This window comes from Chitinophaga sp. CF418, from assembly GCF_900142925.1.
Taxonomy (GTDB): domain Bacteria; phylum Bacteroidota; class Bacteroidia; order Chitinophagales; family Chitinophagaceae; genus Chitinophaga.
The window spans coordinates 372,040-387,304 of sequence record NZ_FRCN01000003.1 but is presented as its reverse complement, the minus strand read 5'-3'; the positions used below and the strand labels follow the sequence as shown (position 1 = coordinate 387,304).

Sequence of the window (15,265 nt, the reverse complement as noted above, 5' to 3'; positions counted from 1 at the left end):
TTTCAGCCTGCTAAGCTATATAAACCGTTTTAACATTCAAAAATTCATGTGTGCCTTCAAGGGCCAGCTCCCTGCCATAACCGGACTGTTTTATCCCTCCGAAAGGCAGGTGGACGTCTGAGCGTACCATCGCATTGATAAATACGTTCCCGCTTTCTATCTGCCGGGCCAGCCGCCTGGCCTTGTCAAGATCGGTGGTCCAGAGGGAAGATCCCAATCCGAAAGGCGTCTGGTTGGCCAGTTGGATGGCATGGTCTTCATGGGTGGCTTTGATGATCACTGCCAGGGGACCGAAGGTCTCCTCGTCAAAGGCGGTCATGCCGGGCTGTACGCCGGTTAGCAGGGTCGGAACGAAGTTGGCTTCCTGGTGCTGCCCACCCAATGCCAGACTGGCGCCCTGGGAGACGGTCTGCTTCAGTTGCTGGGCCAGTTCTGCCGCCAGGTCGGGTCGTGCCATGGGCCCCATATCCGTTTCCTGGTTGAAAGGATCTCCCTGGCGCATATGCCCCAGGATGCTGCTTACCTTGTCGGTAAAATCCCCCAGTATGGCTTCTTCCACGATCCAGCGTTTGGCCGCAATACATGACTGTCCGGCGTTCTGCATACGGGCCTTTACGGCTATTCTGGCAGCTTCATCCAGGTTGGCGTCCTTCAGCACAATGAATGGATCGCTGCCGCCCAGCTCCAGGACAGACTTTTTAATGTATTTCCCCGCCAGCGCCCCGACACTCATACCCGCGCCGGTACTGCCTGTGAGGGTAACACCCTGCACCCGCGGATCTGCTATGATGGGTTCAATGTTCTTTGAATTGACCAGTAATGCCTGAAAAGCCCCTTCCGGGAACCCTGCCCGCAGGAACAGGTCTTCAATAGCCAGGGCGCAGCCGCTTACATTGCTGGCATGTTTCAGCAGGGCGGTATTGCCGGCCAGCAAATTCGGAATAGCGAAACGGAACACCTGCCAGTAGGGGAAATTCCAGGGCATAATAGCCAGTATAATACCTTTCGGCTCGTATGATATATAGCTTTGCTGCGCATCCGAGGTGATGAGTTTGGGTTGCAGCATTTCAACAATATGTTCTACATAATATTCAGCAGATGTAGCGCACTTCAATACCTCCGCCTTTGCTTCCCTGAGGGTTTTCCCCATTTCCCTGGTAATGAGGGCCGCATGCGCTTCGACATTCGTCTTCAGTAAACCGGCCAGGGTCAGCATCCAGTCACAACGCTCCTGCAGGCTGCTATGCGATAAATGGCGGTATGCCTGGTGGCCCCATGCGAGCCGCTGTTCAATATCAGCCTCCGTATAAGGGGCATATTCAGCTATTGTTTCCTGATTATATGGATTGATACTTCTGAAGGTGCTCATATAAAACAATTTACACTATTGCAGACAACATACATGCCCGTCTGCAGCGGTGTAAATGTAACGTTTATAAAATATCTCCGATGGATTGGATGATGTGTGGAAATTATGATGGATAACGGAACAGAAAAGGACTGCAATTGAAGTACTTTCTGAAAGCGGCAGCAAAGGATTTAAAGGTACTGTAGCCTATTGCCTGCGGAATGCTGTTCAATGGCAGATCCTGATTAGCCAGCAGACTGGCAGCGCTTTCCATGCGATAAAGATGTATGAAATGATTGACGGAAATACCGTTCAGCTGAAGGAAGCCTTTCGCAAGAAAAACTGTGCTGATGTCGAACTGCTGACACAGGAACTGCAAGGTAAGTGACCTCTGTACATTCCGTTTGATATATTTTTTTACACTGTCCAGCAGAATAACATCATCACCTGTCAGTGCTATCTTGCTCTTCTTTTGCGGCAACAACTGCCGTATAAAATGTTCCAGCATCAGTATACACTTTTTCTCCCGGTAAAAGATAGTAGCCAGTTCGTTAAGACGGCAATGCCTGATGTGCTGTATCAGCATCATGAAATATGCATCCAGCATTACCTGGCGGGGAGCGTTGATCATGCCGCCCATGTTTTTCTCTGCTTCCTGTACCTTCTGTCTGATATCGGAAAACAGCCATCTGAATGGCGGTCGCTTTAATAGGTAGAATAATGTATCCTTGTTGAAGCTGATGTGGAAAAAGCAATGTTTGCCTTGCGGAATAATGGCAACATTGATCGCTTCCAGGTAAAAGAGGTTCACTTCTTCCTTTTTCAGTTCCACGTTGTCCGTACCATTTACAAACGCATCTACATTGTTATCGTCGAGGGAAATATGCAGATGAAGAGAGGGCTTTAGCGGGGTAGGTAATACTTCTGTTTCAAGGGCTTCACATATTACCTGATGTTCAAATACTTCGAATAAACCTGCTGCCATCATCTGCTGGAGAATAGTTTTCCGTGCATCGCCATGCAGAACCCTGGTCGAATGTCGGAGAACAGCGCCGGAAAATCTCCGGGGAACATCTGAGGCAGAAAGGATGTCTTTAAAAAATTCAAATGATGCCGAAAGCAAAAACATTTCAGATTGGTTTTTAGGGTGATAAAATGATGCGACACTCATCCTGCATTATGCAGGTATGAACATCATCGGGATGTGCATAACGTGGTATCAGTTGTAGCGTTAACAGCTATCTTGTGATGAAAAGGCGGCGGTAACCTTAACAGGATAACAAGACAGGGATATTCTTACTTTGGTTTAGTAAACTTTCACAATGACAAAAAATAGCATTCACATTATAGTTCTAATGGCTATCTGATCATAAAATTATTCTTTTGTTTATTGCCAAAAGTTAATGACTCGTTAACGATGGCTGATCCTTTTCCTGCTTATCTACATCTCAAAAGCTGATCACGGTATTAGAGGGGATGTTAAACAAGTATTGGAAAAATGTGTTAATATTCAGGGCAATCCATAATAATAGATGAGATATAAATGTTATAACATTCAAGTAGTTAATACTTGAGTATAATAACGCTATTTTATCTATATGCCTGAAATAGGTTATATTTAAATAATAACCCAAACCAAACACAAATGAAGTCAACCAGTAGTCTAATTCGTATTGTACTCTTATTATTATGCCTGTATGTACCATTAGCGGCGGCATATGCCCAGAAACAAAGAATAACCGGTAAAGTCACAGACGCCACCACAGGAGTACCACTCGAAGGAATCACTGTGAGGGTAAAACAGGCCAGTTCCGGTACACTAACCGGTAAGGATGGTACCTTTTCCATTGAAGCAAAGTCAGATGATGTGCTGGAACTCAGTGCTATTGGCTTCAGAGCCTTATCTGTTCCCATAAGCGGCCGCACAACGGTGGATATCCAGCTGGTTTCCACGGTGTCGGAACTAAGCCAGGTGGTACTGGTAGGTACCCGGTCGGGTGGACGGGCAAAGATTGAAACCCCTGTTCCGGTGGATGTCATTTCACTCAGCCAGGCGGCTTATCCTACTGCCAAGATGGACCTGACAGCCCTGCTCAATGTATCTGCGCCTTCATTTAACTATAACAAGCAAAGTGGTAGTGACGGAGCCGACCAGATAGACCTCGCCACCCTCCGTGGCCTCGGACCAGATCAGACCCTCGTGCTGGTGAACGGCAAACGCCGTCACCAGACAGCCTTCGTGGCCGTATATGGTACCCGTGGCCGTGGTAACTCCGGTACCGACCTGAACGCCATTCCGGAAGCGGCTATTGACCGTGTGGAGATACTCCGTGACGGTGCTTCCGCTCAGTATGGTTCAGACGCTATCGCGGGTGTGATCAATATCATTCTTAAGAAAGATGTGAATCACCTGTATGTAAATGCCGGTTATGCCGGTTACTATGACCATAAATACAACACCTACTTCGGTAAGGAATTAAACCAATACAAGAACAATGGTGCAATTGACGGTAATGCCGTTTCCGTTGGACTGAATTACGGTGTGTCTTTGGGTAAGCATGGCGGCTTCCTGAACTTCTCCGGTAACTTCCTGAAACAGGGCAAAACCTTCCGCCAGGTGCTGGATACCAACATGACCCATGAAGATGCTTTGCCTATTAACGTGGTAAGAAGGTCTTACGGAGATGCTTCCAAAACTACCGGTGGCGGTATGCTGAACCTGGAGCTACCTTTCGCTGACGGACGTACTACTTTTTATGCCTTTGGCGGTTATAACCATAAATTTTCTGATGCCTATGCCTATACCAGGCATTTCAACGGAAATAACCCCAGTTCCAGTGGGCATCCCGACCGTTTCCCTACAGATGCGAACGGGAACCTGATCTTCTATTCGGATATCATGTACCCGGTTACATCTCCCGGTGGTTTACCTAACGATACAGTATTTGATCCGCATATTCAGAACAAGATCAATGACTGGTCAGCAGCAGCCGGTATCAAGGGCGAATTTGGCAATGGCTGGACCTGGGACCTGAGCAATGTTCTGGGCCGTAACGATTTTCACTTCTATGGAGATAAAACTTTTAATGCTTCTCTGGGAGCCAACACACCTACCCATTTTGACGACGGAGGATTCTCTTTCCTGCAGAATACAGCCAATCTGACTGTGGGTAAGGAACTGCCCAACGTAGCCGCAGGCCTCCACCTGGCCTTCGGTGCTGAATACAGGTATGAGAATTACAAGATCTATGCAGGCGAGGAAGCATCCTACAGAAACTATGATCCCACTTTCTTCAAGGCTACAGGGGCACAGGGTTTCCCCGGTTACCGTCCTTCCGATGAAGTGGATGCAAACCGTTCCAATATTGCCGGTTTCGTGGACGCGGAGCTGGATGTAACAAGCAAATGGTTAATAGGGGCTGCTGTACGTGCTGAGAACTATAGTGATTTTGGTTTTACCAGCAACTATAAGTTTGCCACCCGCTATAAAGTAACGCCCAACTTTAATATCCGTGGTTCTGTCAGCACAGGTTTCCGTGCTCCTTCACTGCAACAGATCAATTTCAGTTCCCAGTACACCAACGTACAGGGAGGTCTGATCACTGAGGTGAAGATCGCTCCCAATACCAACAGTATTACCAGGGCGGCAGGTATTCCCGATCTGAAACAGGAGAAATCAGTGAACGCAAGCCTGGGCTTCACCTGGAAACCGGTTAGCGCATTGTCTGTAACTGTGGATGGTTATCTCGTGAAGGTAAAAGACAGGATCGTATTGTCTGGCCAGTTCAGTGCCAGCGATACTACACTGTCTCAAGAATTGTACAATACTTTGAACGAACTGCATATAGATAATGCACAGTTCTTCGCCAATGCAGTAAATACCACCAACACAGGTATCGATGTGGTGATCGACTATAACAAACGTTGGGCGAACCAGCGCTTCAGGGCATTGGTGGCAGCTAACTTCCAGCATATGGAGATTGACAAGATCAATGTACCAGAAAGACTGAATGACACCTACGTGCATAGAAAATCTTTCTTCAGCGACCGTGAGGAGCGCTTTGTACTGGCTTCTGCACCTCCGGTGAAGATCGGTCTGAACCTGGACTATGGTATCAATAAGTTTGGTGTAAGCGCTCACGTGACCTATTTTGGTAAAGTGGAACTGTATGGTTATGGTTGGAGCGGAGACCTGGCAGGTACAGGTATTAACCCGGTAGTAGGCCTGGACAGCGATCCTGACAAGCTGGTGCCTGAGCTATTCAAATATAAAGGTAAGGCTGTAACAGACCTGGCTGTAAATTATAAATTCACCAAACAGCTTAACTGGTTCATCGGTGCTGATAATATCTTCAATGTACACCCTTCATTGGGCGTTGCGAACGGAGCCAGGTTATCAGCTTACGACAGTGAGAGTGGCGGTGCATGGGATGCTGTGCAGATGGGCTTTAACGGGATCCGTCTCTTTACACGTTTTGTGCTGACACTATAATGGATGATGTAAGTATAAATAAAAAGGTCTCGTTTAATACGAGACCTTTTTATTTATATAATGTTGTTCCGTTCCCGCTTATTCAGCAACGGTAGAGATCTTGATCGTGTTGGTAGGCAGGTGTTCTGCTACTGGTGTGCTGCCGGTGTTCACTACAACGTCAGCTGGTTGCACGAAACCTCTTTCTTTCAGGATGTTGATCTGGTCAGAGATGATCTCATCCAGGCCTTCTTCACCATCATAGAAGAACGCACGTACACCCCAGCTCAGGCTCAGCTGATTCACCAGTGTTTTTTCTTTGGTGAAGATGAACAGCGGAGAGCGTGGACGGTAGCTGCTCAGCATGAAACCGGTGTAACCGCTCTGGGTCATACCGATCAGCGCATCTGCATCCAGGTCTTCTGCCATCTTACAGGCGTTGTAGCACAGGGCATCGCTCAGGAAGGTAGGAGAGTGGCGGTGAGGGATCAGGTTACGATTGTAGATGATGTCTTCTTTCTCTACTTCACCGATGATCTTTCTCATGGTCTGGATCACCAGCTCAGGGAATTGACCTGTTGCGGTCTCACCACTCAGCATTACGGCATCAGCACCTTCCAGTACCGCGTTCGCTACGTCAGTGATCTCACTACGGTTAGGACGGGTACGGTCTATCATGCTTTCCATCATCTGCGTAGCCACGATTACAGGCTTAGCACGGTGGATACATTTACGGATAATATCTTTCTGGATCATTGGGATCTGCTCAACAGGCAGTTCCACACCCAGGTCACCACGGGCGATCATTACGCCGTCGCTTTCCCAGATGATTTCCTTCAGGTTCGCAATTGCTTCAGGTTTCTCGATCTTGGAGATCACCTTCATTTTGGAATTACGTTCTTTCAGGCGTTTGCGGATCAGCAGGAGGTCATCTACGTGTCTAACGAAGGACAGGGCAACCCAGTCACATTCCTGATCGATGATGAATTCCAGGTCCACGATATCTTTTTCGGTCAGAGCCGGCAGGGAAACTTTAGTGTCTGGCAGGTTGAAGCCTTTCTTGGAAGACAATACACCTGGCAGGCTCACTTCAGCTTTGATCTCGCCATCGGCAGTGATCTCTCTTACTATTGTTTCAATTTTACCGTCATCCAGGAGGATTTTCTGACCTGGTTTAACGTCTTTATGTAGGTCTGCGTAGGAAACGTAGATCTTTACAGCATTACCTACCACTTTCTCATTTACGAAGGTCAGGATCTGACCAGCTACCAGTGGTAATGCATTGTTCTCGATCTCACCAACACGCAGTTTAGGGCCTTGCAGGTCAGCCAGGATGGCTACATTGTAAGGCTCAGTTTTGTTGATCTGACGGATATACTGGATAATACGCAGTTTATCCTCGTGAGAGCCATGTGAAAAGTTCAGACGGAACACGTTAACGCCGGCTCTTACTAATGCCAGTAAGCCTTCATAGGTATCGCAGGCCGGGCCGACAGTTGCCACGATTTTGGTTTTGTGCTGGGAATGCGCACGGGAAGCTTCATGATCCATCTGTTTGTGTACGTATTTTGATAAATCTTTTGTACTCATAGCTCTATTTTTTAACTCGCAAGTATTTTAACCATCTTTAACCATTCCGGATCGAGGTGTTCTTTGGCTTTGATAGCCTGTTCCAGAGGGGTATATTGGATTTTGTTGTTTACAATGCCTACCATAACATTAGAAGTACCGTTCAACAGTGCTTCTACTGCTGCATAACCCATACGGCTGGCCAGGATACGGTCCTGGCAGGAGGGAGAGCCACCACGTTGTATGTGTCCGAGGATACATACACGTGTATCCAGCTGCGGACAGCTGGCTTTTACCTGACGGGCTACTTCTTCAGCGCCGCCGGCGATGGAACCTTCAGCAACTACAATGATATTCACCAGCTTCCTGCGGCGCTCGTTGGTCTGCAGATCTTCTATAATATCCTGTACATCGATCAGGTGTTCTGGGGTCATGATGTGCTCAGCACCAGTAGAAATACCACTGTGCAGGGCAATATAACCTGCATCACGTCCCATTACTTCTATAACAAATAAACGGTCGTGCGCATCAGCTGTATCGCGGATCTTGTCAATAGCATCCACAGCTGTGTTCACTGCCGTATCAAAACCAATGGTAAAATCAGTACCTGCAATATCCTTGTCGATAGTGCCTGGTAAACCGATACATGGAATGTCAAATTCCTGGCTCATCTTATATGCTCCGTTGAATGAACCGTCTCCCCCGATAACTACGATACCATCAATATTGTGCTTCTTGAGATTTTCGTAGGCTTTCTGTCTGCCTTCCGCTTCATAAAACTCTTTACAACGTGCGGTCTTTAAAATGGTACCCCCGCGCTGAATGATATTGGCCACAGACTTGGACTCCAAGGGAAATATTTCATTCTTCAGCATTCCCCTGTAGCCATACATAACACCATACACATTTAACTGATGGTAAATTCCGGTCCTTACAACTGCACGAACGGCGGCATTCATGCCCGGCGCGTCTCCACCTGATGTAAGGACTGCGATGTTAGAAACTTTTTTCATAGTTATGTTTATTTCCCTCTCTACGTTTTTATGTTGGATTCAGGGAATCCGGTGTCTTTTTAGCTTCTATATCCTCGAAATACCCCTAACGTGTGATATTGCATCCCCTGTTTTCCAACCCCCTGCTTTTACCTTTTTTCCTGAAAATCACGCTGCTTATGCATAAATTGCCAGGAAAATATCTAAGTGGCGCACAAAAATAACATTTTGCGTATTCTTTCTAATAGTATTCTGATGAATTACATGAAATTTTCATTTTTAATTAACCAACCTGACAAATTTTTTAAAAAATATACATAGATATAATTTAAATGTAAACCCAAACAATTCAGATGAAAGCACATAAACTCAGACGCCCTATCTTTACTTTTTTGTATTTATTTATGATAACAGGACCTGCAATAGCACAACAGACAGGAATTATTTATCCGCAAGCTAATAAAACAGACGTTACCGATAACTACCATGGTACTATTGTAGCCGATCCGTATCGTTGGCTGGAAGATGATAACAGCCCTGAAACAAAAGCATGGGTGAAGGCTGAAAACGTCGTTACCAACGCTTACCTCGACAAGATACCTTTTCACGGAGCTGTTAAGAAGAGGCTGGAAGAACTGTGGAACTATCCTAAAATAGGGACACCTTACAAAAAGGGTGACTATTACTACTTCTTTAAAAATGATGGTCTGCAGAATCAGGCTGTGCTGTACCGCCAGAAATCTCTTACAGGCACTCCCGAGGTTTTCATCGATCCCAACAAGTTCTCAGACGCTGGTACAGTAGCGCTCGGAAGCCTCTCTTTTTCAAAAGATGCGAAATATGTGGCCTACCAGATCGCCAAGGCAGGTTCAGACTGGCAACAGGCCTTTATAATGGATGTGGAAAGCAAACAGCTGCTGAAAGACTCAATAGACTGGATCAAGTTCAGCGGCATCTCCTGGCGGAAGGATGGCTTTTACTACAGCCGCTATGACAAGCCTACAGAAGAGAGCAAGCTGTCTAAAAAGAACGAATTCCATAAGGTATACTACCATCGCCTGGGCAGCTCCCAGGAGCAGGATGAGCTGATCTACCAGGACAAGGAACACCCGTTGCGCAACCTCGGTGTAGAAGCTACGGAAGACGAACGCTTCCTCATCCTGCATGAGTCTGAAGGCACATCCGGCAACCAGTTATCTTACTGGGACCTGCAGGACCCTGCCCAGAAAGAATTTAAGCTGCTGGTAAAAGGGTTCGAGTTTGAGCCTAACGTGATCGATAATGATGGCGATAAGCTGCTGCTGATCACCAACGAGGGTGCACCCAATTATAAGGTAGAGCTTGTAGATCCGAAGAATCCCTCCAGCCGTAAGCTGATCATCCCCGAGCAGAAGGAGGTATTACAGGGTGTAAGCACTGCCGGCAAAAGATTGTTTGCCACTTATCTGAAAGACGCCTCTTCAAGGGTAGCACAATATAATTACGATGGTAAGCTGGACTGGCAGATTGCCCTGCCGGGCATTGGTACTGCCAGTGGTTTTGCCGCAACTGCCAAGGATAAGGAGTTCTTCTATTCCTTTACATCTTTTGTGGCCCCGGCAACTATTTATAAATATGACATTGCCACAGGGAAGTCAAGCCTCTTCGCTAAAACAGAGGTAAAATTCCGCCAGGAGGACTATGAGACCAAACAGCTTTTCTTTACCAGCAAGGATGGTACTAAGGTACCTGTCTTCCTGTCTTATAAGAAAGGTCTTAAACTGAACGGCCAGAATCCTGTACTGCTCTACGGTTATGGTGGATTCAATATTCCTATGACGCCCGGGTTCAGCGTCTCCAACCTTTTCTTCATGGAGCAGGGAGGCATTTATGCAGTAGTATCTCTGAGAGGTGGCAGTGAATATGGCGAAGCATGGCACAAGGCTGGTATGCTGGAAAAAAAGCAGAACGTATTTGATGACTTCATCGGAGCTGCGGAATTCCTGGTAAGCTCTAAATATACCAGTCCTTCCAAACTGGCTATCCGTGGCGGTTCCAACGGAGGATTGCTGGTTGGCGCCTGTATGACACAACGCCCTGACCTGTTCAAGGTAGCATTGCCTGCAGTAGGAGTGATGGATATGCTGCGTTTCCAGAACTTCACTATCGGTTGGGCATGGGTGACTGAGTTTGGTACAAGTGCTAAGGCAGATCAATTCCCCTACCTGTACAAATACTCTCCGCTGCATAACCTGAAAGCAGGTACGCAGTACCCGGCTACCCTGATCACAACAGCTGATCATGATGACCGTGTAGTACCAGCGCACTCTTTTAAATTTGCTGCTACCCTGCAGGCAGCCAACGCCGGTACTAACCCAACGCTTATACGTATAGAAACCCAGGCAGGCCATGGAGCCGGTAAACCGACTTCCAAACTGATCGACGAATCAGCTGATATCTGGGCATTCACCATGTATAACCTGGGTATGAGCATTAAATAAATATATAGACTCATTAACGTCAAAGGCCGTATCACACCGATACGGCTTTTTTTATGCAGTATAGCTTTAAGCCCGGCAGCCCGCAGTTTACAGTGTATTACCTGACCTGGGGCCTTACGGCTGCGGGTTCAGTGCCTCGCTATTACAGATAAGAATGGATATAATCCTCCTGTTCCACTGTAATTGGTAATTCGGAATTGAAACTGAATTCGTAATTTTAGTAAAAGGCATAGAAATGAAGGTATTAATCACAGGAAGCAACGGATTATTGGGCCAGCACCTTATTCCAGTTTTTTTGGAGGATGGCCGGTATCAGGTAATAGCCAGCGGAAGAGGCCCGAACCGCCTGCCGATGCAGACGGGATATACCTACGAAGCTACCAATCTGCGGGACGCCACCAGTGTGCGGCACCTGCTGGAAAAGCATCAGCCGGATATACTCATCCATGCTGCCGCTATGACCCAGGTAGATGACTGTGAACGCAATAAAGACCTCTGCTGGGACACGAATGTAGCGGCAACCCGTTATTTATTGCAGGCTGCTGAAAAGCACAACACCTTCTTCATTTTCCTGTCCACCGACTTTGTATTTGACGGTTTACAGGGACCCTATGCGGAAGAGGACGTAGTCAACCCCATCAGCTATTATGGCTCCAGCAAGGTAGCGGCAGAGAGTATGGTCCGTAACAGTAAGCTTCCGTGGGCTATCGTACGTACGGTACTGGTATATGGCGTTGCGGCAGATCCTAAACGGAGCAACATTATCACCTGGGTAAAGAGCAATCTGGAGCAGGGAAAAAAACTGAAGGTTGTGGATGATCAGTGGCGTACTCCTACGCTTGTACAGGACCTTGCAGCGGGATGTAAGCTGGTAGCAGACAAAAAGGCCACCGGCATATTCCATATCTCCGGCAAGGAAACACTGACCCCTTATCAGATGGCACTACAAACCGCCGGTTATTTTAAACTGAACACACAGCTTCTTGAAAAGGTAGACGCCAAAAGCTTCACACAGCCTGCCAAACGCCCCGCTAAAACAGGTTTTGTTATAGACAAGGCTGTGAAAGAGCTGGGTTTTGCTCCCCATAGTTTTGAAGAAGGGCTGGATATTGTTGCAAAAGAGATTTAGTGTATCTATAGCTCCAGGGTACACGTTTCCCCAAGTAATTCAGGATCAGAGCTGGCTGTAGTTTCCACGAAGAGGCATTTTGCCTTAGGGAGGGCTATTGTCTGTTGCCAGGGGGACGAGGGGGGATACCTTCGGTTGACAGGTCCCCGGGTTGTATCCCGCTGAGAGGACGTGCTGTTGTGTGTTGTCAGATGTTTCAGCTTTGGATTGCTATTTAACCCCTGTCGAATGTTTCGGCCCCCTCAAAGGGATAAGGTCCGGGAGCTCTACCTGCAATTAAAGCGCCTCGTGGCCGTCGCCATATCCGGAGGTGACAGCATTTTGAAACTTCAGATTGTAGATTGTATAAAAAGAGGCGGGGTAGTATTTCCGAAATAAAGGAAATACTACCCCGCCTTGTATGTTTGCCCGTTTGGGATCATGTAGATCACTCTTATGGCTTACTCAGCTCAAGAAAGACTTTAGTTACACCATACTTCTTGGCTATCGAATCTTTGATAGCAGTGGTATCGACCGGAGGAGTGCTAAAGTGTTCGCCCAACATAAATTTGGAGGAATCAGCATTGGTTCTCAGCACTACTGGTTGCTTCCATGCTGTTCGCGTTCTATACATGTTTTCTGCCGCCTTTCTGGCTTTATATACCTGGAAAATAACATCATATTCCAGCACAGCCGGTGTTGCAGCTGCCTGGGCGGAACTGTCCACTGCTGGTGGCTCAGGTGCGGGCTCTGCCTCAACAGGGGCCGGATTTAGAGCACTCTCTGCTCTTGTGATCTCTGGCCTGTTCTTGTTGACGGAATACCATACAATAACAGCAGTCGCCACTGAGGCTACAGGGATAGCGATCCACAGCCAGCGCAATTTGGAGGGTATTTCCCTTGTATATTCTTCGTATTCGTAGTCCTCTGTTGCCGGTGTTGTAGTGGCAGTCGTTGTGGGCGGTTTAACTCCCTGATCGGAAGACGCCGCCGGGGGAACTGAAGATGCGGATGAGGTTGAAGAAGAAGATGCCGATGCCGTCAGGTGATCTACCACTTGCTTATTCACTACTTCCTTCGTACCTACAGTTACTTTGTGACTGGCATCCTGCCTGATCACCGGGCTGACGTGCAGTACATCTCTGGTAATGGCAGGCGGTTCCTGTTCAAAGGAGATCCTGCCCACTGTATTGGCACGTAATATTCCCACACCGGGTATTACAACAGGCTCGCCCTTTTTCAGGAGCTGCTTGAAATCATCTATGTATTTCTCCATCTTGAGCTGCGCAATGGCAGGCACCAGCAGCTCTTTCTGGGAGATCCATTCCACCAGGCCTCCGTCGTTTGTCAATGTTTCCTCAAATGTGATGATCTCTCCCGGAGGGGATATTGTTTTATTGGTAACATCGTAACGTGCCGGGGTATGCGTCAATTTGAATACGCCTAGTTGGGGCAGACAGCAGGTATGCTGCCTGAACAAAATTTCCTGTATGTATTGCTGTAGTACCAATTACGTAGATATTCCTATTATTATAAAATGACTCTCTCGAACGAAATCAGGAGCTAAGGATCAGGAATGGGGCAATATATTATCTTAATTCCTGATCCTTAATCCTTGATTATGACTGCAATTTTACGATTTTAAAATTTAATCATCACGCCTCCCAGTACATTCAGGCCGTAAGTGGGGTATCCGTACCACCGCTGGTATTTGGAATTAAACAGGTTATTGGCATTCACCCAGATGTTGAAATTCTTGCCAATATCGTAATTCGCACCGGCGCTCAGGTCCCATTTACCTTTGGTTTTGTCGAAATCCTGCGTAGCAAATACCTGGTAATAAGTACCACCCAGGTAGTACAGGTTCGCATTCAGATGCAGCTTTTTAGCAATAGTATACTGTGCAAAAGCGTCTGCCTGGAAAGGGATCAGGCCCCAGGGCTTGATCTCGGTCTTCTGTTTGTTATAGTTGAACCAGTCGAACGCTAGTCTCAGCTGGAACTTTTCTTCCTGTATATAACCTACTTCTGCATGCAGGTTGAAGGCTTTTAACTCCTCTTCGTTTTTGGTGTAGAAGGTTTTACCGTCAATGCTGTCATTCACGAACAGCGGCAGGTTATGCCAGGTAACAGCGGCAAATTTGGTATTGTAGTTGAAGTGGCTGCCGATCGTTCCTTTGATACCGGTGTATTTCTCTTCTATTCTTGTGTTCAGGATACCTTCGCCATAGCTGCCGATGAACGGATTCTGGTTAGCCAGGTTACGGTAGCTGTTCTTGTTAACGTAAGAGATCCATCCACTGCTCAGGATCACTTTCTTGTAGATGATGTGCGACTCGTTCACGATGTCTGGCAGCAGGTAGAACTTACTGTTGGTCCAGGTAGGGTTTACACCTGCATGTAATACGAAGCGCGGTTTGATGATCTCCAGCGCCGGGTGAATGGCCACTACGTTGTTGTTGATCTGCGCATGATCGTCTTCTTTAAAGGAAGACAGGTCAAAGATACCCTCAGCTCTCAGGTAAATGTCCTCAAACAGCTGCTTTGATACCGGGATCTTTAAGATTGCGGTAGGCTCCTTACGTTTATAGGAATCGCTGAAGTAGATGAACTTAGCGGAAGGCTCGAATTTAAATGCCCAGTCGTTCAGTGTCCTGTTCTTTACGCCCACCTGCGCGGTGAACTGGTTGAAGGTCTGCCTGACATCGTTTTTAGAGAATTCCAGCGTTGCATGATCATACCCATAATAATGCACCTGGTTACGGTCGTACCCGATACTGCCATTCACTTCCCAGAGAGGAGTGAAGTAAGTACCTGAACCCAACACATTGAGGGCGCTGTAGTCCTGGTTTTTGATATCTCCCTTGGAAGATGTGTAGTTCACATACAATCCGAAGTTATATTTCTCCTGCCTGCCGGTACCAAAACCTGCCTGTATCAGTGGCGTGCTGAGGTTACCATAACCAACTTTGATAAAATTGTTCTGTAACTGGCTCAGTGAATCCTTACCCAGCGCCAGCGGTTTAAGCGGAATGGGCTGGTACATGAAATAAAGGTTCAGGGCCGGTACCTGGTACTGCAGACGCGGACGGGTAGTATCAAAACCAGGCAGGGAAGCTGTCAGGTTCAGTTTTGCCGCGTCCCGCAGTTTGGGGCGGTAATTGGAAATGATATCGATAGTTTCCTCTTTCAGGTTCTCCTGCGCGTATGCCTGCTGATGCATCAATATACCTGCTGCACTGCAACCTGCTACTGCCAGAAACCGGTGAATATGTTTGATATAAGCGTTCATGCTAAC

9 protein-coding genes are annotated in these 15,265 nt (G+C 47.2%); 3 read left to right on the top strand and 6 right to left on the bottom strand.

Annotation, left to right across the window (positions count from 1 at the left end):
• Nucleotides 1-10 precede the first annotated feature (10 nt).
• Nucleotides 11-1,369, bottom strand: coding sequence for an NAD-dependent succinate-semialdehyde dehydrogenase (locus F3I09_RS09225; protein ID WP_149694739.1), 1,359 nt, complete (start codon nucleotides 1,367-1,369; stop codon nucleotides 11-13).
• Between the two features lie 103 nt (nucleotides 1,370-1,472).
• A complete protein-coding gene (locus tag F3I09_RS09220) occupies nucleotides 1,473-2,477 on the bottom strand; it encodes a helix-turn-helix transcriptional regulator (RefSeq protein ID WP_188133746.1) in 1,005 nt (334 codons plus the stop codon).
• Between the two features lie 516 nt (nucleotides 2,478-2,993).
• Here F3I09_RS09220 and F3I09_RS09215 point away from each other — a divergent pair.
• Nucleotides 2,994-5,840: a TonB-dependent receptor domain-containing protein gene (locus F3I09_RS09215; RefSeq protein WP_149694737.1), complete on the top strand. Its 2,847-nt coding sequence runs from the start codon at nucleotides 2,994-2,996 to the stop codon at nucleotides 5,838-5,840.
• A 78-nt stretch (nucleotides 5,841-5,918) separates the two neighbouring features.
• Here the strand turns inward: F3I09_RS09215 and pyk are convergent, their stop codons facing one another.
• Both pyk and pfkA read right to left on the bottom strand, forming a co-directional pair.
• Nucleotides 5,919-7,409, bottom strand: coding sequence for a pyruvate kinase (gene pyk, locus F3I09_RS09210; protein WP_188133745.1), 1,491 nt, complete (start codon nucleotides 7,407-7,409; stop codon nucleotides 5,919-5,921).
• 11 nt (nucleotides 7,410-7,420) lie between these two features.
• Nucleotides 7,421-8,401, bottom strand: a complete 981-nt coding sequence (gene pfkA, locus F3I09_RS09205) for a 6-phosphofructokinase (protein ID WP_089832908.1) — start codon at nucleotides 8,399-8,401, stop codon at nucleotides 7,421-7,423.
• Nucleotides 8,402-8,733: 332 nt separating this feature from the next.
• On the opposite strand from pfkA, the gene F3I09_RS09200 reads away from it, so the two are divergent.
• Together F3I09_RS09200 and F3I09_RS09195 are read left to right on the top strand one after the other, a co-directional pair.
• Nucleotides 8,734-10,860 carry a prolyl oligopeptidase family protein gene (locus F3I09_RS09200; protein ID WP_223233189.1) on the top strand — a complete coding sequence of 709 codons (2,127 nt, stop codon included), beginning with the start codon at nucleotides 8,734-8,736 and terminating at the stop codon, nucleotides 10,858-10,860.
• A gap of 235 nt (nucleotides 10,861-11,095) precedes the next feature.
• Complete coding sequence (locus F3I09_RS09195; RefSeq protein WP_149694736.1) at nucleotides 11,096-11,989, top strand: SDR family oxidoreductase; 894 nt, start codon at nucleotides 11,096-11,098, stop codon at nucleotides 11,987-11,989.
• Nucleotides 11,990-12,422: 433 nt separating this feature from the next.
• On the opposite strand, the gene F3I09_RS09190 is transcribed toward F3I09_RS09195, so the two are convergent.
• Complete coding sequence (locus tag F3I09_RS09190) at nucleotides 12,423-13,478, bottom strand: hypothetical protein (RefSeq protein ID WP_149694735.1); 1,056 nt, start codon at nucleotides 13,476-13,478, stop codon at nucleotides 12,423-12,425.
• A gap of 131 nt (nucleotides 13,479-13,609) precedes the next feature.
• Complete coding sequence (locus tag F3I09_RS09185; RefSeq protein WP_149694734.1) at nucleotides 13,610-15,259, bottom strand: hypothetical protein; 1,650 nt, start codon at nucleotides 15,257-15,259, stop codon at nucleotides 13,610-13,612.
• Between the last annotated feature and the right edge of the window lie 6 nt (nucleotides 15,260-15,265).

Bases quoted from the DNA above. Each gene is read 5' to 3' on its own strand.
- F3I09_RS09225 (WP_149694739.1), bottom strand. From the start codon at position 1,369: ATGAGCACCTTCAGAAGTATCAATCCATATAATCAGGAAACAATAGCT.
- F3I09_RS09220 (WP_188133746.1), bottom strand. From the start codon at position 2,477: ATGTTTTTGCTTTCGGCATCATTTGAATTTTTTAAAGACATCCTTTCT.
- F3I09_RS09215 (WP_149694737.1), top strand. From the start codon at position 2,994: ATGAAGTCAACCAGTAGTCTAATTCGTATTGTACTCTTATTATTATGC.
- pyk (WP_188133745.1), bottom strand. From the start codon at position 7,409: ATGAGTACAAAAGATTTATCAAAATACGTACACAAACAGATGGATCAT.
- pfkA (WP_089832908.1), bottom strand. From the start codon at position 8,401: ATGAAAAAAGTTTCTAACATCGCAGTCCTTACATCAGGTGGAGACGCG.
- F3I09_RS09200 (WP_223233189.1), top strand. From the start codon at position 8,734: ATGAAAGCACATAAACTCAGACGCCCTATCTTTACTTTTTTGTATTTA.
- F3I09_RS09195 (WP_149694736.1), top strand. From the start codon at position 11,096: ATGAAGGTATTAATCACAGGAAGCAACGGATTATTGGGCCAGCACCTT.
- F3I09_RS09185 (WP_149694734.1), bottom strand. From the start codon at position 15,259: ATGAACGCTTATATCAAACATATTCACCGGTTTCTGGCAGTAGCAGGT.